Raw genomic sequence first — 26,312 nt, forward strand, 5'->3', positions numbered from 1 at the left:
TATCCAGAATCTTGGCGTTGTTCGGCTCCTGCTCGAACTTCACCAGCTGATTGTCGACGGTGTCCAGGCTCTCGCTGGTCTCCGTCAAAAACTCCCGCAACAGATCATCCATGAGCCACGCCTTACCGAGCTGGACTTCGTCGCCTGAACCGCGCTTGGAATCGGCGGAAGTCCGCTCTTGGATCGTTAGACATCCCCTTTCACGGTCCCGTTAATTTCAGCCTCCGTGCTAATACGGATATTGAAGACAAGTTTGCCATTCGGCTGCATGCGACAGCGTCTTTCGGCAAACGCCGCAGCGTGTGTCCTGCGGCAGATGCAACAGGTAAACGCGCCGATAAAGGCGGCATGACACGTGCGGGAAAGCCCCGCTCCTGCGGGACCATGTGCACGGCTCGCATAAATTTGAATCAAATCACGCGCGATCGGCGGCGCAGCTACGACACGCTTCGCGTCTGACGCGCGGCATGCGCGCGATCCGCCTGCGCAGTAAACGAATGCTTGCGCAATGACCGCCACCGGCGATGCAGCCTGACGCAACCTTGCGGCGAGAAGGCCGGTGCGGCAGACGGCGCGTTCCAGCAGGCATTCGCTCATGGTGGCGAGCTGCGCATTCCGACTTTCGCCGACACGGGACGCCCTTGGCGATCTGTCCCGAGCCGCATTGGGCGCGTCCTCGCGCGCGATTCAGGCGCGCTATTCTTATTTCCGCCGCAAATGCGACATGATGCCTGCCCTCTAGCGGGCATACAATCCTTTACACAACCTGTGCGATACTTCGATGTAGTGACTTCGCGCTGTGATGGAGACCGGCAGTTTTGCCTGGCGGGCAAGCCGGTCGGTCAGTCTCCTTGCGGAAATGCGTAGAACTGGATGCCACACAGCGCGGCATCGGTGAAAAAGGTCACCGCGCCTCGTAATGTCCGCGATTGCCAACTTATCCCTCTGGGAACAATATGGAACTGCACCAAAGCAAGGAATGAATTCGCCATTGAGATCAGCCGGCTGAGGAAGACGGGAGAGACCAGCTTTGGAAACGCGTCCATCCAATGGTTTCCTGTCTGCGCTGTCCGCAGACGACTATGAACTGCTCCGTCCGCACCTGCGCCCAATCGACCTGCCGCATGATGCGGTGCTGGTTGAGGCCGGCGAGACGCTCCAGCGCGCCTACTTCCCGCACCGCGGCGTCATCTCGCTGGTAGTGAAACTCGCCAGGGGCGAGCATGTGCAGGTCGCTATGATCGGCCGCGACAGCCTGCTCGGGACGCTCTCGACCATGGGCGATGCATGCGCGCTGAATACGGCGGTCGTGCTGGTTCCCGGCGTCGCCTCCATGATAGAGCTTGACCGGCTGCGTGGCGCGGCCGAGCAGAGCAGCACGATGCGAACCCTGCTCACGCGCCACGGGCTGGCGGTCTACGCGCAGGTGCAGCAGACCGCGGGCTGCAACGCCGCCCATCCGGTGGAATCGCGCCTTTCGCGCTGCCTTTTGCATACCCATGACCTGTCGGGCGATTACCGCCTGCTGCTGACGCAGGAAGCCATGGCGCAGATGATCGGGGCGCGGCGCAACAGCGTGTCGCTGGTCGCCAATACCCTGCAGCAGGCCAATTTCATCCATTACAGCCGCGGACACATCCAGATCATGAATCTGGACGGCCTGCGCCAGACGGCATGCGAATGCTACGCCACGGTGAAGGCGCAGTACGACCGTCTGCTCAGGCCTCGATGACCGGCACCGTCACGTGGTAAACCTCCGGCTAACGCCGGCCTGCAAACACCGTCAGACCTGATACCGGAGCTGAAATCCAAATGCCGTAGACACGGCCGCGCCCTCGCGCGTCGCGAGCCGCGCGACAAACGAACCGTGATCAGGACAGGCACAGCCATGTTTGAAGTGACCGCCGCACCTGCGCAGAAGGCGCTCGATGCCGGCCCCCGCGCGCGAGCCAGGCGCGTACGCGGCGCTCGTGCGCGAGATCGGCGAAGACTGCGCCAGTGAGGTGCGCGCCGTGTTCTGGAGCGAGACCTGCGCCCGCCTGCAACTATTCCGCACACTCTCGCTTGAGCAGCACCACGCCAGGATCTCGCGCGAAGCGCATTCGCTGAAGAGCGCGGCCGGAACATTCGGCTATGTCAGGCTCGCAGCGCTGGCGCTGCGGCTGGAGAAGACTGCGCAGCAGCTCGGCAGCAGCGAATTCCACGATCTCCTGGACCTGATGGATGCCGCCTACGCCGCCGCACGCACACAGGAACCGCAGGACTAGCGAAACACGCACAACCCCGCCGTACTTCTACGGCTTGGGATTTTCACAGATGGCTAATCATAGGTGGCGATAGTCGCAGGAAACCAGGAGGGTTTCCATGTTCACCTACGAGACCGCGGACCAGAAGGAGGTCCGTCGCTTCCGCATCGCACAGTTCAACGGCCGCATGGCGACGGTGAAGTCTGGCGAGTCGACGGTGACAGGTTTCGTGCGCTCGGTGCGGGAGCAGGAATCGAGCATCCCTCCCCGCTGGACCATCACGATCATCCCGAACACGCCGAGGGAAGAGACCAGGCCGCTACTGCCCGGCACACGCACACGTCCCTTCGCTGAAGACTATTTCTGAGCGCGATCGAGTTCCCGGGCTTTCCTGAGCTTTGGGCGTCCCGCCGGCCAGCGGCGCAACGCAACAGCGTCAGTCGATCGAATGCAGCAGCGCCGCGCGGACGAGGTCGGCGGTGTTGCGCGCACCGAGCTTGCGCATCGCCTCGGCGCGATGGCTCTCGAACGTGCGCGGACTGATTTGCATCCGAAGCGCGCCCTGCTTGTTCGAATAGCCCTCGCTGATCAGCCTCAGCACCTCGCGCTCGCGCTTGGTCAACCGCTTCTGGCCGGACAGGCCCGCGAGCTCGGCGCCCGGCGCACGCTGTGCTTGCGGCGCGCGGCTGACCTTCAGCTCGGAATCCTCGGCCCTGGTCGGGATCGGCAGAGCGCCCTGGTGAGAGCCGGCAAGCTGCTTGACGAGGCCGCAAACACGCTCGGTTTGCTCCAGCGCATTCTCCACCACGCGCTGCAAATAGGCTCGGTCGCCCGAAACCGGGACGAGCTGGTCGCTGTGATGCTTGATCTCGCCCATGTAGAGCAGGAGCGCGGTCAGGGGGCCGTTGAGCTCGCGAGCGATGGCGGAGGCCATTTCGTCGGCCGCCTTGGCGCGGGCCGCGTTCAGGCGGACGAAATCGAGATCTTCAGGCGGAGATGCGCCGCTTTCGAACCATTCCGACGGCTGCGAATCAGCAGCCGTATCGTTCTGTGACTCCATGTGACTCGTTTAGCGGAACCCGGAGCGTTCTGTAGTTAACTTTCTGCACCGTAAGACTACGGTGATTTTGTCAGTTCTGTGCTGAAATCTCGGCATCGGCACAATTTATGCTTGCGCCCCGTCGGGAAAGACCGCGTGGAGGTTGAAGGATCTGCCCGCACTACTGGCATCCGGACCAATTGATAGTCGTGCTCCTTCCCGGCCCGGTCCGCCCCGGATTTTACGGATAAATTAACAATGACTTGCTTCTCTTAGCGTCGATTGAGAGCGCGCAAATGCCTCCTCGCATCGGGCCGGTAGGCCTGCGGGAAACGCTGCGAAAGATTGCGTGCATGAGCGAGATCGATCGGCTGTCGGAGTTCTTGCAGAGGCTGACGCCGCTGTCGCGCAGCTGCCTGCTCAGCGAGCTCGAACGGCTCGAGCTCTGCGGCATCGACATGCCGGGCTCGGCCGACATCCAGGCCCGCCTGCGCGCCGAGTTTCGCAGGGACGGATCGACCCAGGCGCGCGCCACCAGTCCCTCGCGCTATTTCTTCGCCCCGCTCGAGCTGCTCCTGACCGACGGCGCGCCTGAGCATGCCAATGCGGGACGGATTTCGCGCAACACGCTGACCCCGATCTGGGAGTGGATCTGCCGCGACCTGCTGCCGACCATGGCGCGGGACTACATCAAGGCCGTCAACGACCAGGTCACCGCCAACAACCCGAAGGAAGTGCTGAAGATCGCATCGACCTTCCAGACCAAGGTCATCAAGGTGCTCGAGAACACCTTGGCCTCGGCGGAGAGCACCGAGTTTGCACGCAGCAAGCTCGCGCAATACACGGCATCGCACACGGCCTTCGACGATGTGAAGAAGATGCAGCATGTGCTGCGTGCCGGCGATGCGCTGCCGAAGTTCAACGAAAAGCTGCCCGAGAAGATCGCGAAATTCGACGACGGTCAGGTTGCCCGGATCACCGCACAGCTCGACGCCTTCAAGAAGGCCCATCCGGAGGCGCTGCCCTTTGCGCTGGCGCTGGTGGCACGGCGCCTGAAGACGTCCTGGGAGCTGGTCCGCCTTGCCACCAAGGCCGCCGCGAGCAAGAGCGCCGCCGACGTCGCCGCCACGCCCTATGCCTGCGTCGTGCCCATGGTGCTCGACCGGCTCGACGACAAGCGCCTCGCCTTGCGGATCGCGCTCCGGCATAACCGGGTGCTGGTCGCCCGCGATCTGCTCGCCGAAATCTACGACACAGAATACGCGCTCAAGGTCCGCATCGACGGCATCGAACATTGCGAATGGGGCATCCGCCTCCAGCACTTGATGAACGCGATCGCGGCGCTGGTGTCCGCCGAGGTGAGCCGCTTCCCCACCAATGTCGGTCACATCCTGGGATCGCGCCGGCTGCGCAGCCACGATACGCTCGGCGGCAAGCTGTCCTATCTGGCCTGGAAGGGACGAGACGCCGTGCACGATGGAGCGGCGGCGTTTCGCAAATTGATCGGGCAAACCTGATATCGCGCAGCTAACGCGGCCCTTCGGGTCCGGATCATGTTTTAGTGCGGGCGCGGCAGGCTCAGGAAGCGATCGAGGAATCGCCCCGACAGCACAAGTCTGAACCACCAATAGATCAGCCGCCGCGTCGTCATCGCTGCAATCCTCGACAGCCCACCACCGGCTGCGCGAAGCATTAGCGCAGGTGCAGCAATCCACTTGTGATGTGCTTCACACTCACGCCGCCGCGACCGGAACGCATTGTCGCAGGGCCGTCACGACTCCAGGGCGGTCGGCCCGGACCAGCACGCAAAGCTGCGGGCAAGTGAGACCGGGATTATTCAATTGGCGAAGCGTGCGCGGCTTCGTCCAATTGCAGGACACCGCGCGCGCTCGCTGTCAAACCGCGCGTTGCCGAAGTCTCGTGCGATTACTGCGGCGCCGCGCGCAAGGCGGCGGCAGATGTAAAAACTTCTCCAAGGATATCCCTACAATTTTAGATATGGTGCAGGCTTTAACGTTACCCGGACAATTCCGGGATAGCGCTGAAGCTCTCCATATTTGAAGCCTTCCACATCGCTAAACACCGTCGCGGAACGGGAGTGGTTTGCGATGAATGATCAGATTATTGAACTCGCCGAACGAAGGCCGAAGACCTTCGGACGGCGAAAGATGATGCCGCGCGCATGCGTCGTCGATGGCAAGCGCCATTTGCGCGCTTTTCTCGCAGAGGTGCTGGAGGATCTCGGCTTCGTCACCAGCGAATGCGCCAGCGCCGACGAGCTGCAAATCGTGCTGACGAGCGAATTGCCCGACCTGATCCTGCTCGGCATCGCTGCCGACGGCATCGAGCCCGGGACATTCCTTCAGACGCTGGTTCGCGAGGCATTCGACGGCAAGGTTCTGACTGTCGGCGCCCGCGAGTCGATCATCGTCAGGGCCGTGCAGCAGGTCGGCGAGGAATATGGCCTTGCGATGCTGCCGCCGCTGACGACGCCGTTTGCCGCGGAGACGCTGCGCGAGCGCGTCGCGATGCTGCTGCCGGACGAGCCGGCCCCGAGCCCGGCCGTGCATGTCGGCGAAGCCCTTCACGCCGGCTGGCTCGAACTCTGGTACCAGCCCAAGATTGACGCGCGCACACTGATCCGCTGCGGCGCCGAGGCATTGGTGCGGATGCGGCATCCGACCTGGGGCGTGGTGCCGCCCGCCTATTTCATTCCCGAAGAGCGCGACCCGCATCTGCGCGACCTCTCGGAATTCGTGATCGAGCGCGCCGTGCAGGACTGGCATTACCTCCTGGAGCGGCAGAGCCCGGTCGATCTCTCGGTCAACCTGCCGGCATCGTATCTGAAGGAGCCGCAGGCTGTGCGCGATCTCTGCCGCCGCATGCCGACGCATCCGGCCTTCGGCGGGCTGACCATCGAGATCGACAGCGAGGAAGCGATCCGCGACCTCGATCTCCTCACCGAGATCGCGCGCGAGATGCGCCTGCACAATATCGGCCTGTCGATCGACAATCTCGGCGCCAACTGGCCGTCGCTGATGGATATGGGCAAAATTCCCTTCATCAAGCTGAAGGCCGACCGGCACTTCGTCACCGGCAGCGGCAATGACCGCCTGAAGCGCACCGTGTGCCGCCACATCGTCGAGCTCGCGCAGGGCTATGGCGTGCACACCGTGGCCGAAGGCGTCGAAAGCCGCGCCGACCTCGTGGCCGCAAACGAGCTCGGCTTCGATCACGTCCAGGGCTTCCTGTTCGGCAAGCCGATGCCGCTGAAGAAATTTGCACGGAGCGAACTGACGCGGACCGTGATGGCGCAGGAGTGAAGCACCGCCCTCAGGCAAATCGCCGCGCAAAGAAAACGCAGACGACCACGAGCACGGTCGCGGCGATCATGCTCCATGCGACCGGCTCATGCAGCAGGAAGCCGGCGAGCGCGAGGCCGAAGAACGGCTGGAGCTGCTGCAGCTGGCCGACGCGCGCGATGCCGCCGATCGCAAGGCCCCGGTACCAGAAGATGAAGCCGACGAACATGCTGAAGACCGAGACGTAGGCGAGCCCTATCCAGGCGGGCGCACCGACGCCGCTCCATGTCGACGGCCAGGTCCAGACCGCGAGCGGCACCATCAGCGGGAGCGCGAGCAACAGCGCCCAGGAAATCACCTGCCAGCCGCCGAGGCGGCGCGACAGCGCGGCGCCTTCGGCATAGCCGAGCCCGCACAAGACGATCGCGGCGACCATCAGGAGATCGCCCGTAAGTGATGCCGCGCCGCCGTTTGAGAGAGCAAAGCCGACCACCGTGGCGCTGCCGATTACAGCGAACAGCCAGAACAGCGGCTGCGGCCGCTCGCCGCCGCGCAGCACGCCGAAGATCGCGGTCGATAGCGGCAAGAGCCCGATGAAGACGATCGAATGCGCCGAGGTGATGTGCTGGAGCGCGAGAGCCGTCAGCAAGGGAAAGCCGACCACGACACCGACGGCGACGATGGTGAGCGAGGCGAGGTCCTTGCGCGCCGGCCATGCCTGACGGAGCAGACCGAGCAGCGCCGCCCCCAGCAGCGCAGCGATCACGGCGCGGGCGGAGGTCAGGAAGAGCGCGGAGAAACCGCCAACCGCGACACGCGTCGCCGGCAACGAACCGCTGAAGATGATGACGCCGAGAAGCCCGTTGCCCCAGCCGCTGCCCGCAGATTGCATGTAGCCTTACCCTTTTTGGACGGCGATACTCTGTCGTGGCCGATAGCGAAACCAGCGACAATCCAGTACAATCCGGCTGAACTGTATGGATATGGAAGGCGATACACTTGGGCGGCGAACAACGCGCGAAGGGCCGCGGCGGAACGCGAACCACCGATGTGATGAGCGTGATCCGCGCCAAGGTCGCGGGTCGCGCGCTCGGTGCCGGCGACCGCCTGCCTTCGATCCGCAGCCTTGCTACGACGATGGGCGTTTCGCCCTCCACGATCGTCGAAGCCTATGACCGCCTCGCCGCCGAGGGCCTGATCCGTGCCCGCCGCGGCTCGGGCTTTTATGTTTCGCCAACGTCCATGCCGCCGCTGGCGCTTGCCGAGGCCGAACCGCGTCGCGACCGGGAAGTCGACCCGTTCTGGGTTTCCAGGCAATCGCTCGATGCCGACGCCGCCGTGCCGAAGCCCGGCTGCGGCTGGTTGCCGCCGGAGTGGATGCCGGAGGCGGGCTTGCGCCGCGCCGCCCGCGCACTCGCCCGCGCCGATGACAGCCTGCTGACCAACTACGGCAGCACGCGCGGCGCTTCGGTGCTGCGGCGGCTGTTGCTCGCACGCCTTGCCGAAGACGCGATCGAGGCGTCGGTCGACCAGCTCATGCTGACGGGCTCGGGCACGCAGGCGACCGATCTCGTCTGCCGCTTCCTGCTCCGTCCCGGCGACACCGTGCTGGTCGACGATCCCTGCTACTTCAACTTTCGCGCGCTGCTCCGGGCGCATCAGGCCAGGATCGTCGGCGTGCCCTACACGCCGTCGGGCCCGGACGTCGCACGCTTCGAGCAGATCCTCGCGAGCGAACGGCCGCGGCTCTACATCACCAATTCAGCGCTGCACAATCCGACCGGTGCGACGCTGTCGCTGCAGACCGCGCACCGGCTCCTGACCGCGGCAGGCGCGCACGATCTCACCATCATCGAGGACGACATCTTTGGCGACTTCGAACCGGAGCGTTCGCCGCGCCTTGCCGCGCTCGACGGGCTCACCCGCGTGATCCGTATCGGCAGCTTCTCCAAGACGCTGTCGGCGTCGGTGCGCTGCGGCTATATCGCCGCGCGCGCCGACTGGGTCGAGCATCTCGTCGATCTCCAGGTCGCAACAAGCTTCGGCGGCCCGGGCCCGGTCGCGACCGAGATCATCGCAAAAGTCCTCGCCGGCGGAAGCTATCGCAAGCACATGGACGAGCTCAGGCAAAAGCTCACGCGCATGCGTCGCGAGGTCGCGCGCAAGCTTCAGGCCCTGGGCATCGAGCCCTGGCTGATGCCGCGCGGCGGCTTCTTCCTCTGGTGCCGCCTCGCGGGCGCGCAGGATGCCACCGCGGTTGCGCGCGCAGCGCTCGAAGAAAATGTGGTGCTCGCGCCGGGTAACGTGTTCAGCGTGTCGCAGACGGCGTCGAATTTCATGCGGTTCAACGTCGCGCAAATGGACGATCCGCGGATGTGGGATGCGATGCGGCGGGTGCTGAAGGCGACCTCCAGGCGGCGCTGTTAGCGTCAGCGGCAGCTCGGCATTTGTGCGCTTTTGGCTTGAGACCCTCTGCGCTCGCCGAGCGAGGGGTAACCTTCTGCGGATGCGAACAAGGGTATCGACGCAGCCTCGGCCGTTCACGTCACCTCTTGCGAGCCACAATGTAAGGACGGTTGTCGTTGCCCTTCGTTGCGTGGATTTCGGTGGCAAGAAGGTCGAAGCCCGCGGCACTTATATGCCGACTTAGGTCCGCCTCCCGAAAGACGCCTGCGTAGGGTGCTTTGCCGATCGTGCGCATCGCAGGCAACAAAGCAAACCGGATGAGTGGGTTCATATCCCCGACGCAGGGTGTCTTGGAGATGAACGAGCCTTCCGCTGCAAGTAAGGTATGGATGCGGCGCAGCGTGCCAGGCAGGTCGCGGACCAGATGGAGATAGTTGAATCCCAGAACCGCATTAAACTGCGCGGCGTCAGGTGTAAGCGCTTCTGCGGTCGCGGTGCGGAAGACAAGGCCCCGGATGGGGCCAGCGGCGTGTTTCTCATTAGCAATCGCGATCATTCCAGCGGAAATATCCGTCGCAAGATAGTCTTCCACTTCGCCCGCGAGCCGGAGCGCAGTTGTTCCTGTTCCGCAGCCCAGCTCCAACACCTTATCGCTTGGTCCCAACAGGGCGCGTGTCCGGTCCAGCGTGCGCTCAAATCCGGCCTGGTCCGCAATCGCACCCTTGGCGTACTTCCGTGAACTCCGGTCCCAGAAACGGGCGTCGCTCGCTATGTTCATCGTGATTCCCCCTCAGATCGCGACCTTGTTCTATCCGGCATTAAGAAAGTCGGAGCTCAAGGCAAGTCCTGTAGAAGCTCGTGCGGCTAGCGGCGGTGATTGGGGAATTATCTCGCTGATTACAGCGTAAACGGCGGCAAATGGCGGAGAGGGAGGGATTCGAACCCCCGATAGGCTTGCACCTATGCCGCATTTCGAGTGCGGTGCATTCAACCACTCTGCCACCTCTCCTTGGTGCGCCAAATCGGGGCAGGAACCCCTGTGGTCGGGGCGTGTAATAGGCGAGGATGGCGGGCCAGACAAGGCGCGAAAGGGGAAAATCCGCAGCCTCTTTCGTCCCCGGTCTCATTCCCGAAGGAATCGCCTTGGAGCATCTGACGATTGAGGCGAATGGTGCCAATTTCCACCTGGTTCGCGCCGGGCGGGGAAAACCGCTGCTTTTGCTGCATGGTTGGCCGGAATTTTGGCTGACCTGGGAGCCGGTGATGGCGCGACTGGCGGACTGTTTCATGCTGATCGCGCCCGATCTGCGCGGCTTTGGCGACAGCGACAAGCCGGACGGGCCCTACGGGCCGGAGGGCCATGCGGCGGACATGCTGGCGCTGATGGACCGACTCGGCATCGCGCGATTCGGGGCGGTCGGCCATGATGTGGGCGGCGCCGTCATGCAGCCCCTCGCGCGGCAGGCACCGGACCGGCTCGCCGGACTCTTTTTCTTTGATTTCGTCTATCCCGGCATCGGACCGCGCATGGCAGCGCCCGATCGGCTCAACCACATCTGGTATCAATCCTTCCACCAGATGGAGATGGCACCCGGGCTCGTCGGCGCGAGTCGCGAAAGCTGCCGCCTCTACATCGCCCACTTCCTGAAGGGCTGGTCGCACCGCAAGTCCGCCTTCAACGACGTCCTCGATGACTTCGCCGACAACTTCTTTAGGGATGGCAATCTAGCCGGCGGTTTTGCGCATTATCGCGCCTCGCATGCCGGGCGTGTCGCGATGATGAAGGGTGAGACGCCGCAACTGCCGCCGATCCATGTGCCGACCTGCGTGCGCTGGGCCGAGCACGATCCGCTGTTTCCGTATGCCTGGACCGACGGATTGGGAGAGACTTTCGCCGAACTCGATCTTGCGATGTTTCCGGACGTCGGACACTTCCCGCATCGGGAAGATCCGGATCGCGCGGCGACGGAGATCGCGGCGTACTTTCAGCGCATCGGGTGGAGTTGAGGCCCGCAAGGAGCCAAACAGCGGGTGGGACCGCCAGACGCGGTAAACACTGGCGGTCCCGTGCCGCTCATTGAAATTCTGGCCGGGAAGGGCGGCTTCGCCGGCCAGGCGAGGCGACAATTCGACCGTAGCGCGCGGCCTGCGCGCCGCAACGCAAAGTGTTCCTTAACCTAACCAGTCAAGGTTACTCTGGAGCCGCTTCCGTTCCGGTAAAACCGGAACGGGGCTCCAGATTCTTGTTTTGGCGCGTTTTCTTTACGCGAACCGGTATCCACTTCGCTCGAAAACGCTAGCTAGTCGTTCTTGCCCTTTTTCTTGCCGTTCTCAGTAGAATCACGGTCTTTTCCGTTATCGGTGTCCTTGCGGCGATTGGTGAAGCGGGCATTGCCAAGGCCCGTGCCGATGGTCAGCACGCCCCAGCGATCGACATCCTGCATGAACGGCACTTCGGAGAGGCCCTGAACCACGCCGTCATTGTGCATCACGATCGCGGTGTCGTGCTCGCCGATCTCAGGGATGCCCTCGATCAGGCTCGCCGGCAGGTTGAACTTGCTGCTCTCCCAATTGCCCGGCAGGTTCTGCGCGCCCTTCTCGATCGAACCGTCCTCGTTGATCACGCCGGGACAGGCAATGCCGATGAAGGGCGCGAGCTTGAAGCCTTCATTCTCGGCCGCCGTGATCAGCTCCTTCAGCATTTTCGTGAGCCGCTTCACCGCACCTTCGCGGGTCGGCTCGTCGTCGGCATGACGCCAGAGCTCGGATTTCACGACCCGCGCCTTCGAGAGATCCTTGGCCTTCTTCCAGTTCGTCCCCACGAGGCCGCAGCGGATGTTGGTGCCGCCGATATCGACGGCGAGAATGCTGTCGTAGGCCTCGAAGATCCAGGATGGCGCCAGATGCAGCGCGCCGATCAGGCCGGCCTCGTCCGGGTGATGGCGGATCGGCTGCAGGTCGATCTTGAAGTCCTCGGCCTTGAGGATGATCTCGGTGCGCGCGATCGCCAGCTCACCGAGCCTCGAATCGCGAAATCCGCCGCCAACCACGATGCGCTCGGTCTTGGCCCAGGCCTTGGTCTTGAGGAACCGGCGCGTGACGTGAGCGAGTTCCTGGGCAAAATCCTCGATCGCGCTATGCACGACCGCCGAGGCCTCGGTGTCGTCACCGACCAGCATGGCGTCCAATGTCTTCTTGCTGATGTTCTCGGACGGCTCCTTGCCAAACGGGTCCTCGCCGGTCTTGCGCAGCGGCTTACGCCAGCGGTCGAGGATCTTGCGGAACGCGCCCTTGCTGGCGCGGTCGCCAAGGAAACCGTCCTCGTCCTTCATCTCGACGTTGAAGCTGTCGACCTCGACCGAAGGCAGCCGCTCGGCGCCGTGACGGGCGATGCCCGTCGTCTTGACCAGCTCGTCTGTTGCCATGGGAGCCCTTGCCCGCTTACCTGTTCCGGTCGGGACAACGGCGCGGGAACCGGTTGGTTGCAGCGCGGGCCGAGATTCGAGCCGTGGAAGCGGTCCAAATCCTTCAAATCCGGGCCTTTTCGGCGGTTTTCCTTGACTCTGGGCGTCTTGAGGCTATAAGTCCCACCACCGGCGCGGGGCGTTTCTCGCGCCGCTTGCTTTTGCGTGGTTTTTCAAAGGGATAACTCCCGCCCACGCGAAACTCGCATAAACCCATAGCGACTGACAAAAAGCCGGCCCGGACAATCCGTCACGAGGCCGGGATTGAACACGAAGGAAGAAAACGATGTTCGCAGTCATCAAAACCGGCGGCAAGCAATACCGCGTCGCTCCGGATGATGTTCTCGAAGTAGGCAAGATCGCCGGCGAAGTCGGCACGATCGTGCAGTTGAATGAAGTCCTGGTGGTCGGCGGCGACACGCCGGTCCTGGGCGTTCCGACGGTCGCAGGCGCGTCCGTTGCGGTCGAGGTGCTCGACCACAAGCGCGGACCGAAGGTCATCGCGTTCAAGAAGCGCCGCCGCAAGAACTCGCGCCGGAAGCGCGGCTATCGCGACGAGATCACGGTTCTGCGCGTCACCGAGATCCTGACGGACAACGCCAAGCCCACCAAGGGCCCGCGTCCGAAGAAGGAGAAGGTGGCCAAGGAGTCGGCAAAGGAAGCCGCCGAATAACGAAAATCGATCACGCCAATTCACGAATTGATGCGTGAGAAAATTTGAAATGATTCCGTCAAGGAATTGACCTAGAACTACGTAGGATTTCGGAGACGAGCCATGGCTCACAAAAAAGCAGGCGGTTCATCGCGCAACGGACGCGATTCCAAGGGTAAGCGCCTCGGCATCAAGGCGTTCGGCGGGGAGATCGTCACTCCCGGCAACATCATTGCGCGTCAGCGCGGCACCACCTGGCACCCCGGCCTCAATGTCGGCATGGGCACGGACCACACTTTGTTCGCCAAGGTTGAAGGTCGCGTTGCGTTCCAGGCCAAAGCCAACGGCCGCACCTTCGTATCGGTACTCCCGATTGCAGAGGCGGCTGAATAGACGGTGGATCAAATTTGGAGTCCGCCGGGTCCTGACCAAACCGGCGGAGTCCACAAGTAGGCTCCAGGGGAGGCGGGAAACCGGCCTCCCCTTTCGTTTTTCACTTTGACTTAGTGACTTTGACGGAGCCGGACATGTTGCAGGATTTCTCGAGCGTGACCTTGCGGGAGGCGAGACCGAGCGTCGTCGCCACCGAGCGGCTGACCTTGCGGCGGCCGACACTCGCCGATGTCAGGACCATTGCCCGGCTCGCCAACGACCGCCGCGTCGCGGAGAACACCCGCCGCCTTCCCCATCCCTATTCGCACGACGACGCCGTCGAATTCGTCCGCGCCACGGCCGAGCTCGGCAGCGAGACCGCGTTCCTGATCGAGTATGACACCACGCCGATCGGCATGGTCGGCATCGACTGCTCCACGCCTGACAATGCCGAGCTCGGCTACTGGCTCGGCGTCGAGCACTGGGGCCAGGGCTTCGCCACTGAGGCTGCGCGCGGCGCGATCGACTTCTTCTTCGAGGAGTTCGAGGACGACCATCTCTATGCCGGCGCGCGCGTCACCAATCCGGCTTCGCGCAGCGTGCTGGAAAAGTGCGGCTTCCAGTGGAGCGGCGTCCAGCTGCACCGATTCCTGGCGCTGGGATCCTCCACACCCGTCGACTGCTTCCGCCTCTCGCGCGGGGTGTGGGCGTCGCTGAAAAGCTGGAGCAGCGCGAGACGAGTGAGATAGGGCGTAGGCCCATCCTCAATCGCCACTGTAGTCCCGGGGCGCGACGAAGTCGCGAGCCCGGGACGACAGTGTGGCCGCACTACGCCGGCGGATTCACCTCTGCGCTCCCAGCGCATCTCGCCGCCACGCGCCGGGGCTGACGCCGACCGTCGCGGAGAAAACCCTTGTGAAATGGCTCTGGTTGGCAAAGCCGGCCGAGATTGCAATTTCCGAGAGCGACAAACCGTGTACGCTCATCAGCTGCTTGGCGGTCCTCACGCGATGATGCAGCAGCCAACGATGCGGCGGCAGGCCGGTCGAGGCTCGAAACGCACGCGAGAAATGGCTGACCGAGAGGCCGAGTTCGGCTGCGATCGACTGCAACGGCAGCTTGCCGCCGATGTTTGCTTCAAGTTTTTCGCAGGCGCGCGTCACCTGCCAGGGTGCAAGGGCACCGCGGCTTGGCTCGGTCTTGTGCCGGAATCCGCCATAGGCCTGCGCGACATGGGCGGTGAGCGCGAGCATCATATGATCGACGAAAATCTGATTGGCTTCGTCCGGCCGTCGCAGGCCCTCGCGCAATGAAGCCCCGATATGGCGGACGATGGCATCATCGTGCCCGACAGGCTTGCAATCGAGCGCGTCGACACGCTGCGTACCGGATTGATCGGCGAGACTGTTGAGCGCCGAATGCGGCACGTAGAAGTGAAGGGAATGAAGCGGCTTGTCGATTACGTAACGCGGGTCACGTTTGAGATCGTAGAGATAGGTCGTGCCGGCGTGGACGTCCGCCTTCTTGATATGGCGCCCATGTTCCCATATCTCGCAATCCGGATAGTCAAGAAGCTTCAAGCTGACGAGATAGGCATCTTCCGCAGCGAAGGAGCCGGAAAGACCCGGCACGGGATTGTCGCTGCGCGTTTCGGTCACCGCGATCTCGGTGCCGCGCAGCGAATGGGTCACCAATGAAGGCGGCGTATCCTCGAGGCGCAGGAATTCGCCTAACCGTTCTCCGTAAGCGCCAGTCCGCGTCATAGGGTTGTCTCTTCTGTGAACGTCCAAGAGCAGGCCACAGCGCCCTGCAATTTGCAGAACCGCTTATCGGATATTCGCCGATAGCTGTCCACGGCCGCCGACGCAGGGCTCATCCGCTTGCTCCGGGCGATGGGCCCGATCATTTTCGAGCAATTTCGGTATGATTTCATTCGCTCCTGCCCGGGGGAACCGTTGCCGAACCGAGACGAGGACATCACGAGTTTTCACAAACGCACGCAAAGTGCGGCCCGACGTCGCGCAAAGGAGCCCATGGAGCAGGATCAGGCAACACACGGCAGCATCGGGAAAGACGAGGACCTTCATACCGCCTAGAACCCGTAAATGACCGATCTCAAAGTCCGAACGGGCCTGGATCGAGATCAGCAAGTCACGACGGCGAAGCGATCGACAAGAGGTCACGATGATTGCGACAAGCGCATCGAGCGGCTCGTTTGCTTCAAGCCAGGTATCCCGCCTGATCATGAACACCATTGCCGAGGATCCCAACCGCCCGCTCGTCCTGGTCGTGGACGACGACGAGGAGATCCGCTCGGCGATCTATGAGCTTTTGTTGTCGGTCGGCATCGACGCATGCTGCTTTGGATCAACCCAGGAACTGCTCAGAGCCGAACTTCCGGATCGACCCGGGTGCCTGATCCTCGACGTTCGCCTGCCCGGCGCAAGCGGGCTGGATCTCCAGCAGCATCTCGTCTCCCGTAACAATATGCGGCCGATCATCTTCCTGACCGGTCACGGCGACATCGCGATGACCGTCCAGGCGATGAAGGCCGGCGCCATCGACTTTCTTACGAAACCCGTGCGCGATCAGACGTTGCTCGACGCGGTCGCGGCCGGGATCGAGAAGGACATCTCGCAGCGCGCCGCAACCCGCCTCGTCAAACAATATGCCGATCGCTACGAAAGGCTGACACCGCGCGAGCGCGAGGTCCTGCGCGAGGTGGCGAGAGGCCGGCTCAACAAGCAGATCGCCTTCGACCTCGACATCAGCGAGGTCACCGTCAAGCTGCACCGCGGCAACGTGACGAGAAAGCTGGAGGCAACCTCGGTCGGAGACCTCATCCGTATCTGGGACGCACTGCCGCAGGAACTTCGAGGGGAGCATCCATCCTACACCAAAGAATAGGTACATCCCTGCCAGCAATGGGCAGATGGTCGCGAGGCCATGCCAGCGAAAGACATCTGCTTGCCCAAGACGCCTTTAGTAGCCATCGTCGATGACGATGAAGCGGTGCGAGAGGCTCTTTCCGATCTCCTGCTGGTCCTTGATGTGGCGTGTCGCACCTTCGAGCGGGCGGAAACCTTCATGGCCGAGTTCGCGCCAGACCGCTTCGATTGCCTGATCACCGACGTAAGCATGCCGGGCCGTAGCGGGCTCGAGTTGCAGGAGAGACTACGGGAACTGGGCTCGTCAATGCCGGTCATCTTCATCACCGCCGACACGGATCCGGCAACGCGCGTGCGGGCACTGAAAGGTGGCGCCTATGCGTGTCTGACCAAGCCGGTCAATGACGAGGTGCTGTTTCATCTTCTCCAGAATGCGATGGATCACGCTGGACGCTCGCGACGCAACGATGGACGGGGTCCAACGTCAGATGACTAATCTCGCCCGCCAGGCCTCTCCGGGGAATCAGACAAGCCCCGTGATCTCTCTTGAAGGAACGGAGCTCGCCGACCTCTCCTCCGAGAGCGTCATCATCAGCGACCCTCACGGCGTCATCCAGTATTGGAATGCGGCTTCGGAAGTCCTGTACGGCTGGCCGGCCCTGGCGATGATCGGCCGACACCTCGGCGAGATTGGATCGCGCGAGCGCGCCGGCATCGATTATATCGATGCATTGCTGCGCGAAGGCCGATGGGACGGCATCGTCTTCCGGCGCAGCGTGACGGGCGCAGAAGTCGTTGCTGTCGTGAGGCAGGTCGTCCGGCGCGACGCAGCCGGCGTGGTGCGCGATATCGTCGAGTTCGGGCGCGACGCGACCCCGCTCACCGAGACCGAGTACCTGCGCATGGACGCCGAATTGCAGGGTTCGCTGGCCGCGTCCTGGGAGCTGGACACATCGGCCGCCCGGCCGATGCTCGATGCGATCGCAGAGAATGGGCGCAATGGAGCGCCCGTCGATCTCAATCTGCGCCCCGACTGGGTTGATGGGCTCCTGACCGCGACTCGTATCCTGGCTGTCAACGATCGCGCGGTCCGCATGTTCGGTGCCCATGCCGGGCACGAGCAGATGATCGGCCAGCCGATTGGCACGTTCTGGCCGGCGGAGAGCCGTATCGTTCTGGCCGAGCTGATCGAGCAGGTCGCAAGCGGCCGTTCGCAGCTCGAGACTCGCAGGATGGTGCTGAGCGGGGCCATCCGCAATCCCATCGTCCGCGTCTGGCATTCCGCGGGGCCGAAGCCGCCCGGCACCCTGCTCGTGACGATCAATGGCGCAGTCAGCGATTACCGCACATCCTGGGAGCTGCAAGCGAGCGAGGAGCGATATCGCCGGCTCATCCAAAACCTGCCGACGGCACTCTGGCAGGTCGATTCACGGCGCGCCGGCGAGGCTTTCGATGCGCTGAAGGCAAGGGGCGTTCGTGATATTGCGAGCTACCTTAGTCGAACCCCCGACCTCGTCGAACATGCCAAGGACATCGTTCGTGTGACGGACGTCAATCGGGACGCGATGTCACTGTTTCGCGCCCAAAATCCCGCCGAGCTGATCAAGCCGGTTCGATATCTCTTTGCCGCCGCGCCGGGTCTTGCCGAGCGCGTCATGGTTGCGCACTTCGAAGGCCGGCGCAATCTGATCGAGGAAACCCGGATACGCGCATTCGACGGCTCGATCATCGACGTCCTGTTCACGGTCACCTATCCCGTTCCCCCCGAGCAACTGGACAACACCTTCATCACCATCCAGGACATTAGCGAGCGGCTCAACGCGGAACGGCAGCTCCGCAAGTTGCAGGCCGATTTCTCTCATGCCGGACGCATCGCAACACTCGGAGAGCTGGCGACGTCTATCGCCCATGAGATCAATCAGCCGCTTGCGGCCATCGTGACCAATGGCGAGACGAGTCTGCGGTGGCTGGCGCGCACCGATCAAAACATCGAGAAAGTCACGCAGCTCACCTCACGGATCGTGACGAATGCCCGCCGCGCGAGCGAGATCATCCACCGCATCCGGAGCATGGCCGCGAAGCACGAACCGGAGAAGCGTCTCCTGGACATCAATGAGATTGCCAGGGAAGCCCTGCTGTTCATTCGCCACGATATCGATTCGAAATCGATCACCCTCTCAACGACATTTGCTCCGGGGCTTCCGCAGGTGCTGGGGGACCGGATTCAGCTGCAGCAAGTGATCATCAACCTGCTCGTCAACAGCGTCCAGGCGATTGTGCAATCCGGACAGCCGACGCGACGGATCGATATCCAGACGTCGGTCGACGATGGAGGGGCGGTCGGATTTTCCGTGTTCGACAATGGGCCGGGAATTGCCGCAACGGATCTCGCGCATGTCTTCGACAGCTTCTTCAGCACCAAGGATGCTGGAATAGGCATTGGACTTGCCATCTGCCAGTCGATCATCGGCGCGCATGGCGGCAGCATTTCGGGTGCAAATCGCCCGAACGGTGGCGCACATTTTCACTTCGCGCTTCCGGTGCCTGCCTGAGGCATCGCGTGCGTAACGGCACGCATCCACCCCATACTATCCCTAGGTACAGGTCAGTCTATTCGCTGAAACAGCGGAACCAGTGCTGCTGCACGATTCCGTCGTGCGGCCGCCGACCTCATGATCGCAGCACAGGGAAAGCACTGCGTCGCGCCGGCTTGCGCGACATGCCTCCGATGCGAGCGGACCTCCATGAGCAAGACCAACTTGCACACTCCTCCGGCAGACCAGCCCGTCGCGTCCGATATGCACGGAAGTGAAATGCCGATCGGCGCGCGCCGTCCCGCCGACGAGGAAATGGCGCGCGTGCTCAGGACCCGTCCCTTCCGCATGGCATCCGAGCCGGCTAGCGGCACCATCGCTTACTGGAAGCACGAGCCGCTCCACGAGACTGTCAAGCCGATGACCGATCACGTCATCATGACCTACCCGACCGGTGTGCAGCGGTTGGAGCGGCGCACGGGAAAGGCGACCTCGATCGGGACGGCGCGTCCGGGCGTAGTGACCATCATTCCTGCCGGTTCGACCTCACGCTGGGACATCCACCAGCCCATGCATGTGCTTCAGCTCTATCTGCCCGACAGAACGCTGATGCGCGTGGCCGGTGAAGCCGATGTCAGCACGTCCAGCGATCTCGTGGAGCGGACGGTACATCCCGACCCCCGTCACATCCCGCTTGCTGATGAGTGCCGTGGACGTCCTGGACGGCAATGCCGCGCTCGACACGCTGTTCAGGCAACAACTGACGGATCTTCTCGCGACGCGTCTTCTGGCCGCGCATGCGGGCGCGCCTATTGTGGTGCAGCCGGCGTTGGGTGGCCTGTCACCGAACGTCCTGCGGCGGGCCATCGAACGGCTGCGCTCGGACAGCGATACCGATGTGTCGCTCGCCGCGCTCGCCTCGGATGCCGGTCTGTCGCGCTTCCACTTCTGCCGTGCCTTCAAGGAAAGCACCGGATTGTCGCCGCACGCCTGGCTGCGCCAGCACCGGCTCGGGCAGGCCACGAACATGCTGCGCGACACTGAAGCTTCGGTCGTCTCGGTAGCGGCCGCGCTCGGCTACTCATCGCAGACCGCCTTCGCCGCAGCGTTCAGGCGGCTGACCGGCGAAACCCCCACCGATTGGAGACGACGCGCACGTTAGCAGCAATCGCTCTGCAATCGCGTCAATCGCGCTGGGGCATCGGCACATGCAGCTCTGTAGAGATCGTCTTGCCCATAGCAATGAAAACGGAAACGAACAGATGGCCTTGATCAGCTCCGTCAGTCGAATCGCCGGCATCTCGCGCCGGAAGATTCTCGCAACCACACTCATGTACACGGCTTCGATGACCGTCCGCTCGACCTCGGCGGCAGGCAAGGACACGAAAGCTTCGCTTCTCCTTGCCGAAAAGAGCGGTGCCATGACGTCAGTCACCACCAGCGACGGCGTGCGGATTTTCTACAAGGACTGGGGACCGAAGTCCGCGCAACCGATCGTCTTTCACCACGGCTGGCCGCTGAGCTCCGACGACTGGGACGCGCAGATGCTCTACTTCCTCGGCAAAGGCTTTCGCGTCATCGCGCATGACCGCCGCGGCCATGGCCGCTCGAGTCAGGTCAGCGATGGACACGACATGGATCAATACGCGGCCGACGTCGCAGCGCTCGTCGAGCATCTGGATCTCCGCAACGCCATTCACATCGGCCACTCGACCGGTGGCGGCGAGGCCACGCGCTACGTCGCGCGTTACGGCCGGGATCGTGTTGCCAAGCTGGTTCTCATCGGCGCCGTGCCACCCCTGATGCTGAAGACCGAAGCCAATCCAGGCGGCCTGCCTCTCGAGATATTCGATGGCCTGCGTCGGCAGCTCGCCGCCAACAGGCCGCAGTTCTACCTCGATTTCGCGAGCGGCCCCTTCTATGGCTACAACCGGCCGGGCGCGGAGCCTTCACAGGCCGTGATCTGGAACTGGTGGCGTCAGGGCATGATGGGCAGTGCCAAGGCGCACTACGACTGCATCAAGGCTTTCTCCGAAACCGACTTCAGCGAAGATCTGAAAGCCATCTCCGTGCCGACGCTCGTCCTGCACGGGAGCGACGACCAGATCGTTCCCGTCGCGGACTCGGCGCCGCTGTCGGCCAGGCTTCTGAAGCACAGCACCCTGAAGATCTACGACCTGCTGCCGCACGGCGTGTGCACGACACATCCCGACATCATCAACGCCGACTTGCTCAAATTCGTGACGGCGTAGCCCTCGCTTTCACTGGAAAGAACCGAACCAAGGAATAATTCGACATGCGACTCGTCATCATTGGCGCCGGCTTTGCCGGCATGTACGCCGCCCTCTCCGCCGCCCGACTGCGCGACATCCAGGGTGTTTCGCCCGAGAAGCTCGAGATCGCACTGGTTGCGCCCGAGCCGACGCTGGTGGTTCGCCCGCGGCTCTACGAGCCGAAGCCGGAAACCCTGACGGCGCCGCTTCAGGACGTGCTGAAGGCGATCGACGTCATCTACGTCCAAGGCAGTGCCGAGACGATCGACACCAGGACCAGGGTGATCGATATCGCCGCGGCCAAGGGCATAAAGAAGCAGCTCCCCTATGACCGGTTGGTCGTCGCCACCGGCAGCCGGCTGTTCCGGCCCAACATTCCCGGTCTCGCCGAGCACGGTTTCAGCGTCGATCAGCTCGACGACGCCATCGCGCTTGACCGGCACCTCCATGGCCTGTCGAGCCGGCCCGCATCCAAGGCGCGCGACACTGTCGTCGTTGCGGGCGGCGGCTTCACCGGTATTGAGGCCGCGACCGAGATTCCGTCGCGGCTGCGCGAGATCCTCGGCAAGGATGTCAAGCCGCGCGTCGTTATCGTCGACCGCAACCAGGCGATCGCACCCGATATGGGTGCAGGTCCCCGCCCCATCATCGAGGATGCGCTGCGCAAGCTTGGGGTCGAGACAAGACTCGGAGCCGGCGTCACTTCGCTCGACAAGTCCGGGGTTACGCTCTCCACTGGCGAGCACATCGAAAGCGCGACCGTGATCTGGGCGGCCGGCATGCGCGCCGCACCGTTGGCCGCACAGATTCCCGCCGAGCGCGACAATTTAGGCCGGCTGCTGGTCGACCGCGAACTGCGCGTGCTTTCCGTGGACGGCGTCTTTGCCACCGGCGATGCCGCGAGGGCCCCGTGCGACGATGACGGCAACTACGCGCTGATGTCGTGTCAGCACGCGACACGAATGGGCGCCTTTGCCGGCAACAATGCTGCTGCCGAACTCCTGGGCGTTCCGATCAGGCCGTATCACCAGAAGGTCTACGTCACCTGCCTCGACCTCGGAGAAGCCGGCGCGCTGTTCACGCGCGGCTGGGAGCGCAAGGTCGAGATGGTCGGCGAAACCGCCAAGAAGACCAAGCAGGAGATCAACACTGTCTGGATCTACCCGCCCCGCGCCGAGCGCGCCGCGGCGCTCGCGTCGGCTGATCCGGAACGTGTGACTGACCTCTAGACCCACGAAACGACGGCGGCCGCACTCCCCTGGCTGCGCGGCCTGCACAACCATGACCAGCCAGGGACCTTTCCCATGAAACAGGAGACAAGCATGAACCTGCACAACACTTCATATTCCGTTACATCGGGACCCGAGGAGCTCGTCCCGTCGCGCTACGCGGTGAAGGTCGGCGAGATCGACGTGCTGGTAGTCAGCGACGGCGTGCTACCGCTACCAACCGTCATGCTCGGGCACAACGCCGCCCCGGCCGACCGGGCGACCTGGCTGCACGACATGTTCCTGCCGCCGGACGCTTTCGACTGGGCGCTCAATGCAGTCATGGTCCGTAGCGGCGACAAGACCATCCTCATCGATGCCGGGCTGGGCTCCGATCCGGACCTGAACTTGCCGAGGGCCGGGCAGTTACTCAAGCGACTGGAGGCCGCGGGCATCGATCTTTCGTCCGTGACCGATCTGGTGCTGACCCACATGCACATGGACCACGTTGGCGGACTGCTGGTCGACGGTGTGAAGGAGCGACTGCGCAAGGACCTGCGGATCCACGTGGCGGCCGCCGAGGTCAAATTCTGGGAATCGCCCGATTTCACTCACACCAACATGCCGCAGGGATTTCCCGATGCGCTTCGGTCGGCCGCCAAGCGGTTCGTGAAGGAGTACGGGAGCCAACTGCGGCAGTTCGATGAGGAGCACGAGATTGCGCCCGGCGTGGTCGCACGTCGCACCGGCGGCCACACTCCCGGACACAGCGTGGTTCGCGTGGCGTCGGGCGGCGAGGCGCTGACATTCGCCGGCGACGCCGTGTTTGCCGTCGGGTTCGACCAACCCGACTGGCATAACGGTTTCGAACACGATCCCGAGGAGGCGGCGCGCGTTCGGGTCCGGCTCTTGCGAGAGCTTGCAGAGAGCGGCGAGATGCTGGTGGCCACTCACCTGCCGTTCCCGTCCGTCGGCCGGGTCGCGGTCGACGGCGACGCCTTTCGTTGGGTGCCGGTCTTCTGGGACTACTGACCGTTTGCTGCGTTAGGCCAAGCGGGGGGCGCGCGCTCAGATCGTCAATGAGTTCGCGCCCTATCCTTCTTTGCCGCGTTCAAGCCGGAGGATTCACGTCTGTGCTTCGACGGCCAAGATCGCGCTCGCGCAAATAGATGTAGAAGCCGGCGCCGATGATGATGGCGGCGCCGACGATGGTGGCGACCTGTGGCACATCGCCGAACACGACGAAGCCGAAAATGACGGCCCAGACGATCATCGAATATTGGTAGGGCACCACCACGCTCGCCGGCGCCAGCTTGAGCGAGCGATTGACGCAGAACAGCGCGGTCACCGAGATGCATCCTGCCAGCGCGAAGATCACGAGGCTCCCAGGCGTCGGCGGCACCCAGTGGACTGCCGACAGCACAGCGCCCAGCGAAAACGTGCCGATGAATTGCGAGGATGCCATCACGATGTCGGGCGTCTTGCGCAGGCTGCGCGTGATCAGCATCAGCGTTGCGAAGGAGAGGCTGCCGCCAAGCGCGATCAGTGCCGGCAGGCTCACCGTCTGCGCCGACGGCCGCAACGCGATCAGCACGCCGCAGAAGCCGATCAGGATCGCGGTCCAGCGCCGCCAGCCGACCTTCTCACCCAGGAAGATCGCCGACATCGCGGTGACGAAGATGGGTCCAGCCAGATAATAGGTAATGACGTCGGCCAGCGGCAGATAGACCGTCGCAAGGAAGAAGGCGGCCACTTCCAGCGTCGACAGGATGACGCGGAAGAGCTGCAGGAGCGGCCGCTCCAGATGCAGGAACTGACGACGCTGCCGCCAGATCAGCGGCGCCAGCAGCAGCAGCGCCGCACAGGCGCGCAAGAACAGCAGCTGCCCCACCGAATACGTCCCGACCAGGAACTTGCCCATGGCGTCGCCGAACGAGAACATGAAGATCGACAGCACCATGAGTGCAATGCCGGCCAGGGGTGCCGAGCGGTCGTCATAGGCGGAGAGTTTCTTGAACAGGGGCATGGCTGTCGGTCGTGGAAAACCCGTCATTGCTTCGCTTCGCTCGCAATGACGAGCGGAGGGAGCGTCAGGACACCGCGACTACCGTCGCTTGCGATCGTTTTAATGACGTGGACGCACCGGACAAGCCCACCTCCACCGAATTGAACGGATTGTCGCACGCCTCGCGGCGCGGTAGCGATAGGTGTCTCCCGAACGAGAGAGCATGGACATGACCGACTTCGACCCGGCCCAACATCGCATGATCCCCACGCAACGCTGGTTTGAGGATTTTGTGGTCGGCGAACGCTTCGTGCTGCCGAGCCGGACCCAGACCTCGGCGGTGTTCGCGGCATTCCAGACCGCGAGCGGCGACACCCACCCCGTGCATTACGATGTGGAGTATTGCCGCAGCCGCGGCATGCCGCACCTGCTGGCCCACGGCTTTCAGACGCTGATTCACACCGCGCCCGGCGCAGGCCTGTTTCCGTTCATGGTCGAGGAGTCCCTGGTCGGCTTCCTCGAGCAATCGAGCCGGTTCCTCAAACCGGTGTTCGCCGACGACACCATCTATCCCGCGCTCGAGGTCACAGAGCTCGTGCCGGGCCGCACAACCGGCGCAGTGACGCTCAAAAGCACCGTGTTCAACCAGCGTAAGGAATTGGTGCTGGAGGGCACGCAGAAATTCCTGATCCGGCGCCGCCCCCTCTGAAGTCGGCTTCGAAGGCGGCTTCGAAGTCGTCTTGGGGTTAAGCAAGGGCCCAAATTCGCGGAAATTCGGCCGATCCACGGGTCAATTCGGGTTGCCGCGCCTGCCCGGCTGGCCTACCTATGGCCCATGAAATTCCTCGACGAAGCAAAGGTCTATATCCGCTCCGGTGACGGCGGGAACGGCTGCGTGGCGTTCCGCCGCGAGAAGTTCATCGAATTCGGCGGTCCTTCCGGCGGCAATGGCGGCCGCGGCGGCAATGTCGTCATCGAGGTCGCCGACGGCCTCAACACGCTGATCGACTACCGCTATCAGCAGCATTTCAAGGCCCAGAAGGGCGAGAACGGCATGGGCTCGGACCGCCACGGCGCCAACGGCAAGGCGATCGTGCTCAAGGTCCCCGTGGGCACGCAGATTTTCGACGAGGACCGCGAGACGCTGATCCACGACTTCACCAAGGTCGGTGAAAAGTTCGTGCTGGCCGAAGGCGGCAATGGCGGCTTCGGCAACGCGCATTTCAAGTCGTCGACCAACCGCGCGCCGCGCAACGCCAATCCCGGCCAGCCCGGTGAAGAACGCTGGATCTGGCTGCGGCTGAAGCTGATCGCGGATGCCGGCCTTGTCGGCCTGCCCAATGCCGGCAAGTCGACCTTCCTCTCCAAGGTCAGCGCGGCAAAACCGAAGATCGCCGACTATCCCTTCACCACGCTGCATCCGCAGCTCGGTGTCGTGAATGCCGACGGCCGCGAATTCGTGCTGGCCGACATTCCCGGCCTCATCGAAGGCGCGCATGAAGGCGCGGGCCTCGGCGACCGCTTCCTCGGCCATGTCGAACGCTGCCGCGTGCTGCTGCATCTCGTCGACGCAACCTGCGAACATGCCGGCAAGGCGTACAAGACGGTGCGCAAGGAGCTCGACGCCTATGGCGGGCTGCTGACCGACAAGATCGAGATCGTTGCGCTGAACAAGATCGACGCGGTCGAGCCGGACGAATTAAAGAAGCAGAAGGACCGGCTGAAGCGCGCCGCCAAGAAGACGCCGCTGCTGCTTTCCGGCGCGACCGGCCAGGGCGTGAAGGAAGCCTTGCGCGCACTTGCGGACCTGATTGGCGAAAGCCCGGTGTCCAGCAAGGCCAAGAGCGCGGCCGAAGCAGAGCCCTGGTCGGCCTGATTTGGTCAGCCTGATTTAGTCGGCTTGATCTCGCCCCGCTTGTCTTC

Annotated in this window: 26 protein-coding genes, 1 tRNA gene and 2 pseudogenes; 19 read left to right on the forward strand and 10 right to left on the reverse strand. The window is 63.4% G+C overall.

Going from position 1 to position 26,312, the window contains the following annotated elements; translation table 11 throughout:
• Positions 1-186 precede the first annotated feature (186 nt).
• The gene (locus AC629_RS45365; RefSeq protein ID WP_143199206.1) at positions 187-597 is read right to left on the reverse strand and encodes a hypothetical protein; all 411 of its coding nucleotides are present in this window, start codon (positions 595-597) and stop codon (positions 187-189) included.
• A 245-nt stretch (positions 598-842) separates the two neighbouring features.
• Positions 843-1,046: a hypothetical protein gene (locus AC629_RS45370; RefSeq protein WP_143199207.1), complete on the reverse strand. Its 204-nt coding sequence runs from the start codon at positions 1,044-1,046 to the stop codon at positions 843-845.
• On the opposite strand from AC629_RS45370, the gene AC629_RS17565 reads away from it, so the two are divergent.
• From AC629_RS17565 to AC629_RS17575, 3 genes and pseudogenes are all read left to right on the forward strand, one after another.
• Positions 1,031-1,732, forward strand: coding sequence for a Crp/Fnr family transcriptional regulator (locus AC629_RS17565; RefSeq protein WP_084806285.1), 702 nt, complete (start codon positions 1,031-1,033; stop codon positions 1,730-1,732). The genes AC629_RS45370 and AC629_RS17565 overlap by 16 nt on opposite strands.
• A 156-nt stretch (positions 1,733-1,888) precedes the next feature.
• Positions 1,889-2,267, forward strand: a pseudogene (locus tag AC629_RS17570) (Hpt domain-containing protein).
• Between the two features lie 97 nt (positions 2,268-2,364).
• Positions 2,365-2,613 carry a hypothetical protein gene (locus AC629_RS17575; RefSeq protein WP_084806289.1) on the forward strand — a complete coding sequence of 83 codons (249 nt, stop codon included), beginning with the start codon at positions 2,365-2,367 and terminating at the stop codon, positions 2,611-2,613.
• Positions 2,614-2,682: 69 nt separating this feature from the next.
• Here AC629_RS17575 and AC629_RS17580 read toward each other — a convergent pair whose 3' ends face one another.
• Positions 2,683-3,306: a helix-turn-helix domain-containing protein gene (locus AC629_RS17580; protein ID WP_084806291.1), complete on the reverse strand. Its 624-nt coding sequence runs from the start codon at positions 3,304-3,306 to the stop codon at positions 2,683-2,685.
• A gap of 332 nt (positions 3,307-3,638) precedes the next feature.
• Between AC629_RS17580 and AC629_RS17585 the strand changes: the two genes are divergently transcribed.
• Both AC629_RS17585 and AC629_RS17590 read left to right on the forward strand, forming a co-directional pair.
• Positions 3,639-4,802, forward strand: a complete 1,164-nt coding sequence (locus tag AC629_RS17585) for a hypothetical protein (RefSeq protein WP_084806293.1) — start codon at positions 3,639-3,641, stop codon at positions 4,800-4,802.
• A gap of 591 nt (positions 4,803-5,393) precedes the next feature.
• Positions 5,394-6,608, forward strand: coding sequence for an EAL domain-containing response regulator (locus tag AC629_RS17590; protein WP_084806295.1), 1,215 nt, complete (start codon positions 5,394-5,396; stop codon positions 6,606-6,608).
• A gap of 10 nt (positions 6,609-6,618) precedes the next feature.
• On the opposite strand, the gene AC629_RS17595 is transcribed toward AC629_RS17590, so the two are convergent.
• Positions 6,619-7,479 carry a DMT family transporter gene (locus tag AC629_RS17595; protein WP_084806297.1) on the reverse strand — a complete coding sequence of 287 codons (861 nt, stop codon included), beginning with the start codon at positions 7,477-7,479 and terminating at the stop codon, positions 6,619-6,621.
• Positions 7,480-7,640: 161 nt separating this feature from the next.
• On the opposite strand from AC629_RS17595, the gene AC629_RS17600 reads away from it, so the two are divergent.
• Entirely contained in the window at positions 7,641-9,014 is a 1,374-nt protein-coding gene (locus tag AC629_RS17600; RefSeq protein ID WP_084806348.1) for an aminotransferase-like domain-containing protein, read from the forward strand.
• Between the two features lie 118 nt (positions 9,015-9,132).
• Here AC629_RS17600 and AC629_RS17605 read toward each other — a convergent pair whose 3' ends face one another.
• Both AC629_RS17605 and AC629_RS17610 read right to left on the reverse strand, forming a co-directional pair.
• The gene (locus AC629_RS17605; protein ID WP_084806299.1) at positions 9,133-9,771 is read right to left on the reverse strand and encodes a class I SAM-dependent methyltransferase; all 639 of its coding nucleotides are present in this window, start codon (positions 9,769-9,771) and stop codon (positions 9,133-9,135) included.
• A 141-nt stretch (positions 9,772-9,912) separates the two neighbouring features.
• Positions 9,913-10,002, reverse strand: a tRNA-Ser gene (locus AC629_RS17610).
• Between the two features lie 134 nt (positions 10,003-10,136).
• Between AC629_RS17610 and AC629_RS17615 the strand changes: the two genes are divergently transcribed.
• Complete coding sequence (locus AC629_RS17615; protein WP_084806301.1) at positions 10,137-11,000, forward strand: alpha/beta fold hydrolase; 864 nt, start codon at positions 10,137-10,139, stop codon at positions 10,998-11,000.
• Positions 11,001-11,293: 293 nt separating this feature from the next.
• On the opposite strand, the gene AC629_RS17620 is transcribed toward AC629_RS17615, so the two are convergent.
• Complete coding sequence (locus AC629_RS17620; RefSeq protein ID WP_084806303.1) at positions 11,294-12,418, reverse strand: ROK family protein; 1,125 nt, start codon at positions 12,416-12,418, stop codon at positions 11,294-11,296.
• A 325-nt stretch (positions 12,419-12,743) separates the two neighbouring features.
• Between AC629_RS17620 and rplU the strand changes: the two genes are divergently transcribed.
• The 3 genes from rplU to AC629_RS17635 all read left to right on the forward strand — a co-directional run bounded on the left by rplU (position 12,744) and on the right by AC629_RS17635 (position 14,230).
• Positions 12,744-13,130 (forward strand): 50S ribosomal protein L21, encoded by a 387-nt coding sequence (rplU, locus tag AC629_RS17625; protein ID WP_084806305.1) that lies wholly within the window; start codon positions 12,744-12,746, stop codon positions 13,128-13,130.
• Between the two features lie 102 nt (positions 13,131-13,232).
• Positions 13,233-13,502 carry a 50S ribosomal protein L27 gene (gene rpmA / locus AC629_RS17630; protein WP_018643862.1) on the forward strand — a complete coding sequence of 90 codons (270 nt, stop codon included), beginning with the start codon at positions 13,233-13,235 and terminating at the stop codon, positions 13,500-13,502.
• 134 nt (positions 13,503-13,636) lie between these two features.
• A complete protein-coding gene (locus AC629_RS17635; RefSeq protein WP_084806306.1) occupies positions 13,637-14,230 on the forward strand; it encodes a GNAT family N-acetyltransferase in 594 nt (197 codons plus the stop codon).
• A 93-nt stretch (positions 14,231-14,323) separates the two neighbouring features.
• Here the strand turns inward: AC629_RS17635 and AC629_RS17640 are convergent, their stop codons facing one another.
• Both AC629_RS17640 and AC629_RS45380 read right to left on the reverse strand, forming a co-directional pair.
• Positions 14,324-15,244, reverse strand: coding sequence for an AraC family transcriptional regulator (locus tag AC629_RS17640; RefSeq protein WP_084806308.1), 921 nt, complete (start codon positions 15,242-15,244; stop codon positions 14,324-14,326).
• A gap of 63 nt (positions 15,245-15,307) precedes the next feature.
• Positions 15,308-15,736, reverse strand: a complete 429-nt coding sequence (locus tag AC629_RS45380; RefSeq protein ID WP_143199209.1) for a hypothetical protein — start codon at positions 15,734-15,736, stop codon at positions 15,308-15,310.
• On the opposite strand from AC629_RS45380, the gene AC629_RS17650 reads away from it, so the two are divergent.
• The 7 genes and pseudogenes from AC629_RS17650 to AC629_RS17680 all read left to right on the forward strand — a co-directional run bounded on the left by AC629_RS17650 (position 15,726) and on the right by AC629_RS17680 (position 23,416).
• Entirely contained in the window at positions 15,726-16,388 is a 663-nt protein-coding gene (locus tag AC629_RS17650) for a response regulator transcription factor (protein ID WP_084806349.1), read from the forward strand. The genes AC629_RS45380 and AC629_RS17650 overlap by 11 nt on opposite strands.
• A gap of 39 nt (positions 16,389-16,427) precedes the next feature.
• On the forward strand, positions 16,428-16,865 hold the full coding sequence (locus AC629_RS17655) for a response regulator transcription factor (protein WP_084806312.1): 438 nt from the start codon (positions 16,428-16,430) through the stop codon (positions 16,863-16,865).
• Positions 16,866-16,905: 40 nt separating this feature from the next.
• The gene (locus tag AC629_RS17660; protein WP_168195515.1) at positions 16,906-18,921 is read left to right on the forward strand and encodes a PAS domain-containing sensor histidine kinase; all 2,016 of its coding nucleotides are present in this window, start codon (positions 16,906-16,908) and stop codon (positions 18,919-18,921) included.
• Positions 18,922-19,167: 246 nt separating this feature from the next.
• Positions 19,168-20,065 (forward strand): annotated as a pseudogene (locus AC629_RS17665) (helix-turn-helix domain-containing protein).
• Positions 20,066-20,324: 259 nt separating this feature from the next.
• Positions 20,325-21,155, forward strand: coding sequence for an alpha/beta fold hydrolase (locus AC629_RS17670; RefSeq protein ID WP_084806350.1), 831 nt, complete (start codon positions 20,325-20,327; stop codon positions 21,153-21,155).
• Between the two features lie 44 nt (positions 21,156-21,199).
• On the forward strand, positions 21,200-22,405 hold the full coding sequence (locus tag AC629_RS17675; protein WP_084806316.1) for an NAD(P)/FAD-dependent oxidoreductase: 1,206 nt from the start codon (positions 21,200-21,202) through the stop codon (positions 22,403-22,405).
• A 93-nt stretch (positions 22,406-22,498) separates the two neighbouring features.
• Positions 22,499-23,416 carry an MBL fold metallo-hydrolase gene (locus tag AC629_RS17680; protein ID WP_084806351.1) on the forward strand — a complete coding sequence of 306 codons (918 nt, stop codon included), beginning with the start codon at positions 22,499-22,501 and terminating at the stop codon, positions 23,414-23,416.
• A 79-nt stretch (positions 23,417-23,495) separates the two neighbouring features.
• On the opposite strand, the gene AC629_RS17685 is transcribed toward AC629_RS17680, so the two are convergent.
• A complete protein-coding gene (locus tag AC629_RS17685) occupies positions 23,496-24,410 on the reverse strand; it encodes a DMT family transporter (protein ID WP_084806318.1) in 915 nt (304 codons plus the stop codon).
• A 208-nt stretch (positions 24,411-24,618) separates the two neighbouring features.
• Here AC629_RS17685 and AC629_RS17690 point away from each other — a divergent pair, with 208 nt between their 5' ends.
• Positions 24,619-25,098, forward strand: coding sequence for a MaoC family dehydratase (locus AC629_RS17690; RefSeq protein ID WP_084806321.1), 480 nt, complete (start codon positions 24,619-24,621; stop codon positions 25,096-25,098).
• Positions 25,099-25,224: 126 nt separating this feature from the next.
• Complete coding sequence (gene obgE, locus AC629_RS17695; RefSeq protein WP_084806322.1) at positions 25,225-26,265, forward strand: GTPase ObgE; 1,041 nt, start codon at positions 25,225-25,227, stop codon at positions 26,263-26,265.
• Positions 26,266-26,312: the final 47 nt, after the last annotated feature.

Source organism: Bradyrhizobium sp. NAS80.1 (assembly GCF_001908205.1).
Taxonomy (GTDB): Bacteria; Pseudomonadota; Alphaproteobacteria; order Rhizobiales; family Xanthobacteraceae; genus Bradyrhizobium.

Bases quoted from the DNA above. Each gene is read 5' to 3' on its own strand.
- AC629_RS17680 (WP_084806351.1), top strand. From the start codon at position 22,499: ATGAACCTGCACAACACTTCATATTCCGTTACATCGGGACCCGAGGAG.
- AC629_RS17605 (WP_084806299.1), bottom strand. From the start codon at position 9,771: ATGAACATAGCGAGCGACGCCCGTTTCTGGGACCGGAGTTCACGGAAG.
- AC629_RS17585 (WP_084806293.1), top strand. From the start codon at position 3,639: ATGAGCGAGATCGATCGGCTGTCGGAGTTCTTGCAGAGGCTGACGCCG.
- AC629_RS17620 (WP_084806303.1), bottom strand. From the start codon at position 12,418: ATGGCAACAGACGAGCTGGTCAAGACGACGGGCATCGCCCGTCACGGC.
- AC629_RS17650 (WP_084806349.1), top strand. From the start codon at position 15,726: ATGAACACCATTGCCGAGGATCCCAACCGCCCGCTCGTCCTGGTCGTG.
- AC629_RS17655 (WP_084806312.1), top strand. From the start codon at position 16,428: ATGCCAGCGAAAGACATCTGCTTGCCCAAGACGCCTTTAGTAGCCATC.
- AC629_RS45370 (WP_143199207.1), bottom strand. From the start codon at position 1,046: ATGGACGCGTTTCCAAAGCTGGTCTCTCCCGTCTTCCTCAGCCGGCTG.
- AC629_RS17600 (WP_084806348.1), top strand. From the start codon at position 7,641: ATGAGCGTGATCCGCGCCAAGGTCGCGGGTCGCGCGCTCGGTGCCGGC.
- AC629_RS45365 (WP_143199206.1), bottom strand. From the start codon at position 597: ATGAGCGAATGCCTGCTGGAACGCGCCGTCTGCCGCACCGGCCTTCTC.
- AC629_RS17640 (WP_084806308.1), bottom strand. From the start codon at position 15,244: ATGACGCGGACTGGCGCTTACGGAGAACGGTTAGGCGAATTCCTGCGC.
- rpmA (WP_018643862.1), top strand. From the start codon at position 13,233: ATGGCTCACAAAAAAGCAGGCGGTTCATCGCGCAACGGACGCGATTCC.
- AC629_RS17675 (WP_084806316.1), top strand. From the start codon at position 21,200: ATGCGACTCGTCATCATTGGCGCCGGCTTTGCCGGCATGTACGCCGCC.
- AC629_RS17690 (WP_084806321.1), top strand. From the start codon at position 24,619: ATGACCGACTTCGACCCGGCCCAACATCGCATGATCCCCACGCAACGC.
- obgE (WP_084806322.1), top strand. From the start codon at position 25,225: ATGAAATTCCTCGACGAAGCAAAGGTCTATATCCGCTCCGGTGACGGC.
- AC629_RS17595 (WP_084806297.1), bottom strand. From the start codon at position 7,479: ATGCAATCTGCGGGCAGCGGCTGGGGCAACGGGCTTCTCGGCGTCATC.
- AC629_RS17685 (WP_084806318.1), bottom strand. From the start codon at position 24,410: ATGCCCCTGTTCAAGAAACTCTCCGCCTATGACGACCGCTCGGCACCC.
- AC629_RS17670 (WP_084806350.1), top strand. From the start codon at position 20,325: ATGACGTCAGTCACCACCAGCGACGGCGTGCGGATTTTCTACAAGGAC.
- AC629_RS17635 (WP_084806306.1), top strand. From the start codon at position 13,637: ATGTTGCAGGATTTCTCGAGCGTGACCTTGCGGGAGGCGAGACCGAGC.
- AC629_RS17590 (WP_084806295.1), top strand. From the start codon at position 5,394: ATGAATGATCAGATTATTGAACTCGCCGAACGAAGGCCGAAGACCTTC.
- AC629_RS17575 (WP_084806289.1), top strand. From the start codon at position 2,365: ATGTTCACCTACGAGACCGCGGACCAGAAGGAGGTCCGTCGCTTCCGC.
- rplU (WP_084806305.1), top strand. From the start codon at position 12,744: ATGTTCGCAGTCATCAAAACCGGCGGCAAGCAATACCGCGTCGCTCCG.
- AC629_RS17580 (WP_084806291.1), bottom strand. From the start codon at position 3,306: ATGGAGTCACAGAACGATACGGCTGCTGATTCGCAGCCGTCGGAATGG.
- AC629_RS45380 (WP_143199209.1), bottom strand. From the start codon at position 15,736: ATGGTGTTCATGATCAGGCGGGATACCTGGCTTGAAGCAAACGAGCCG.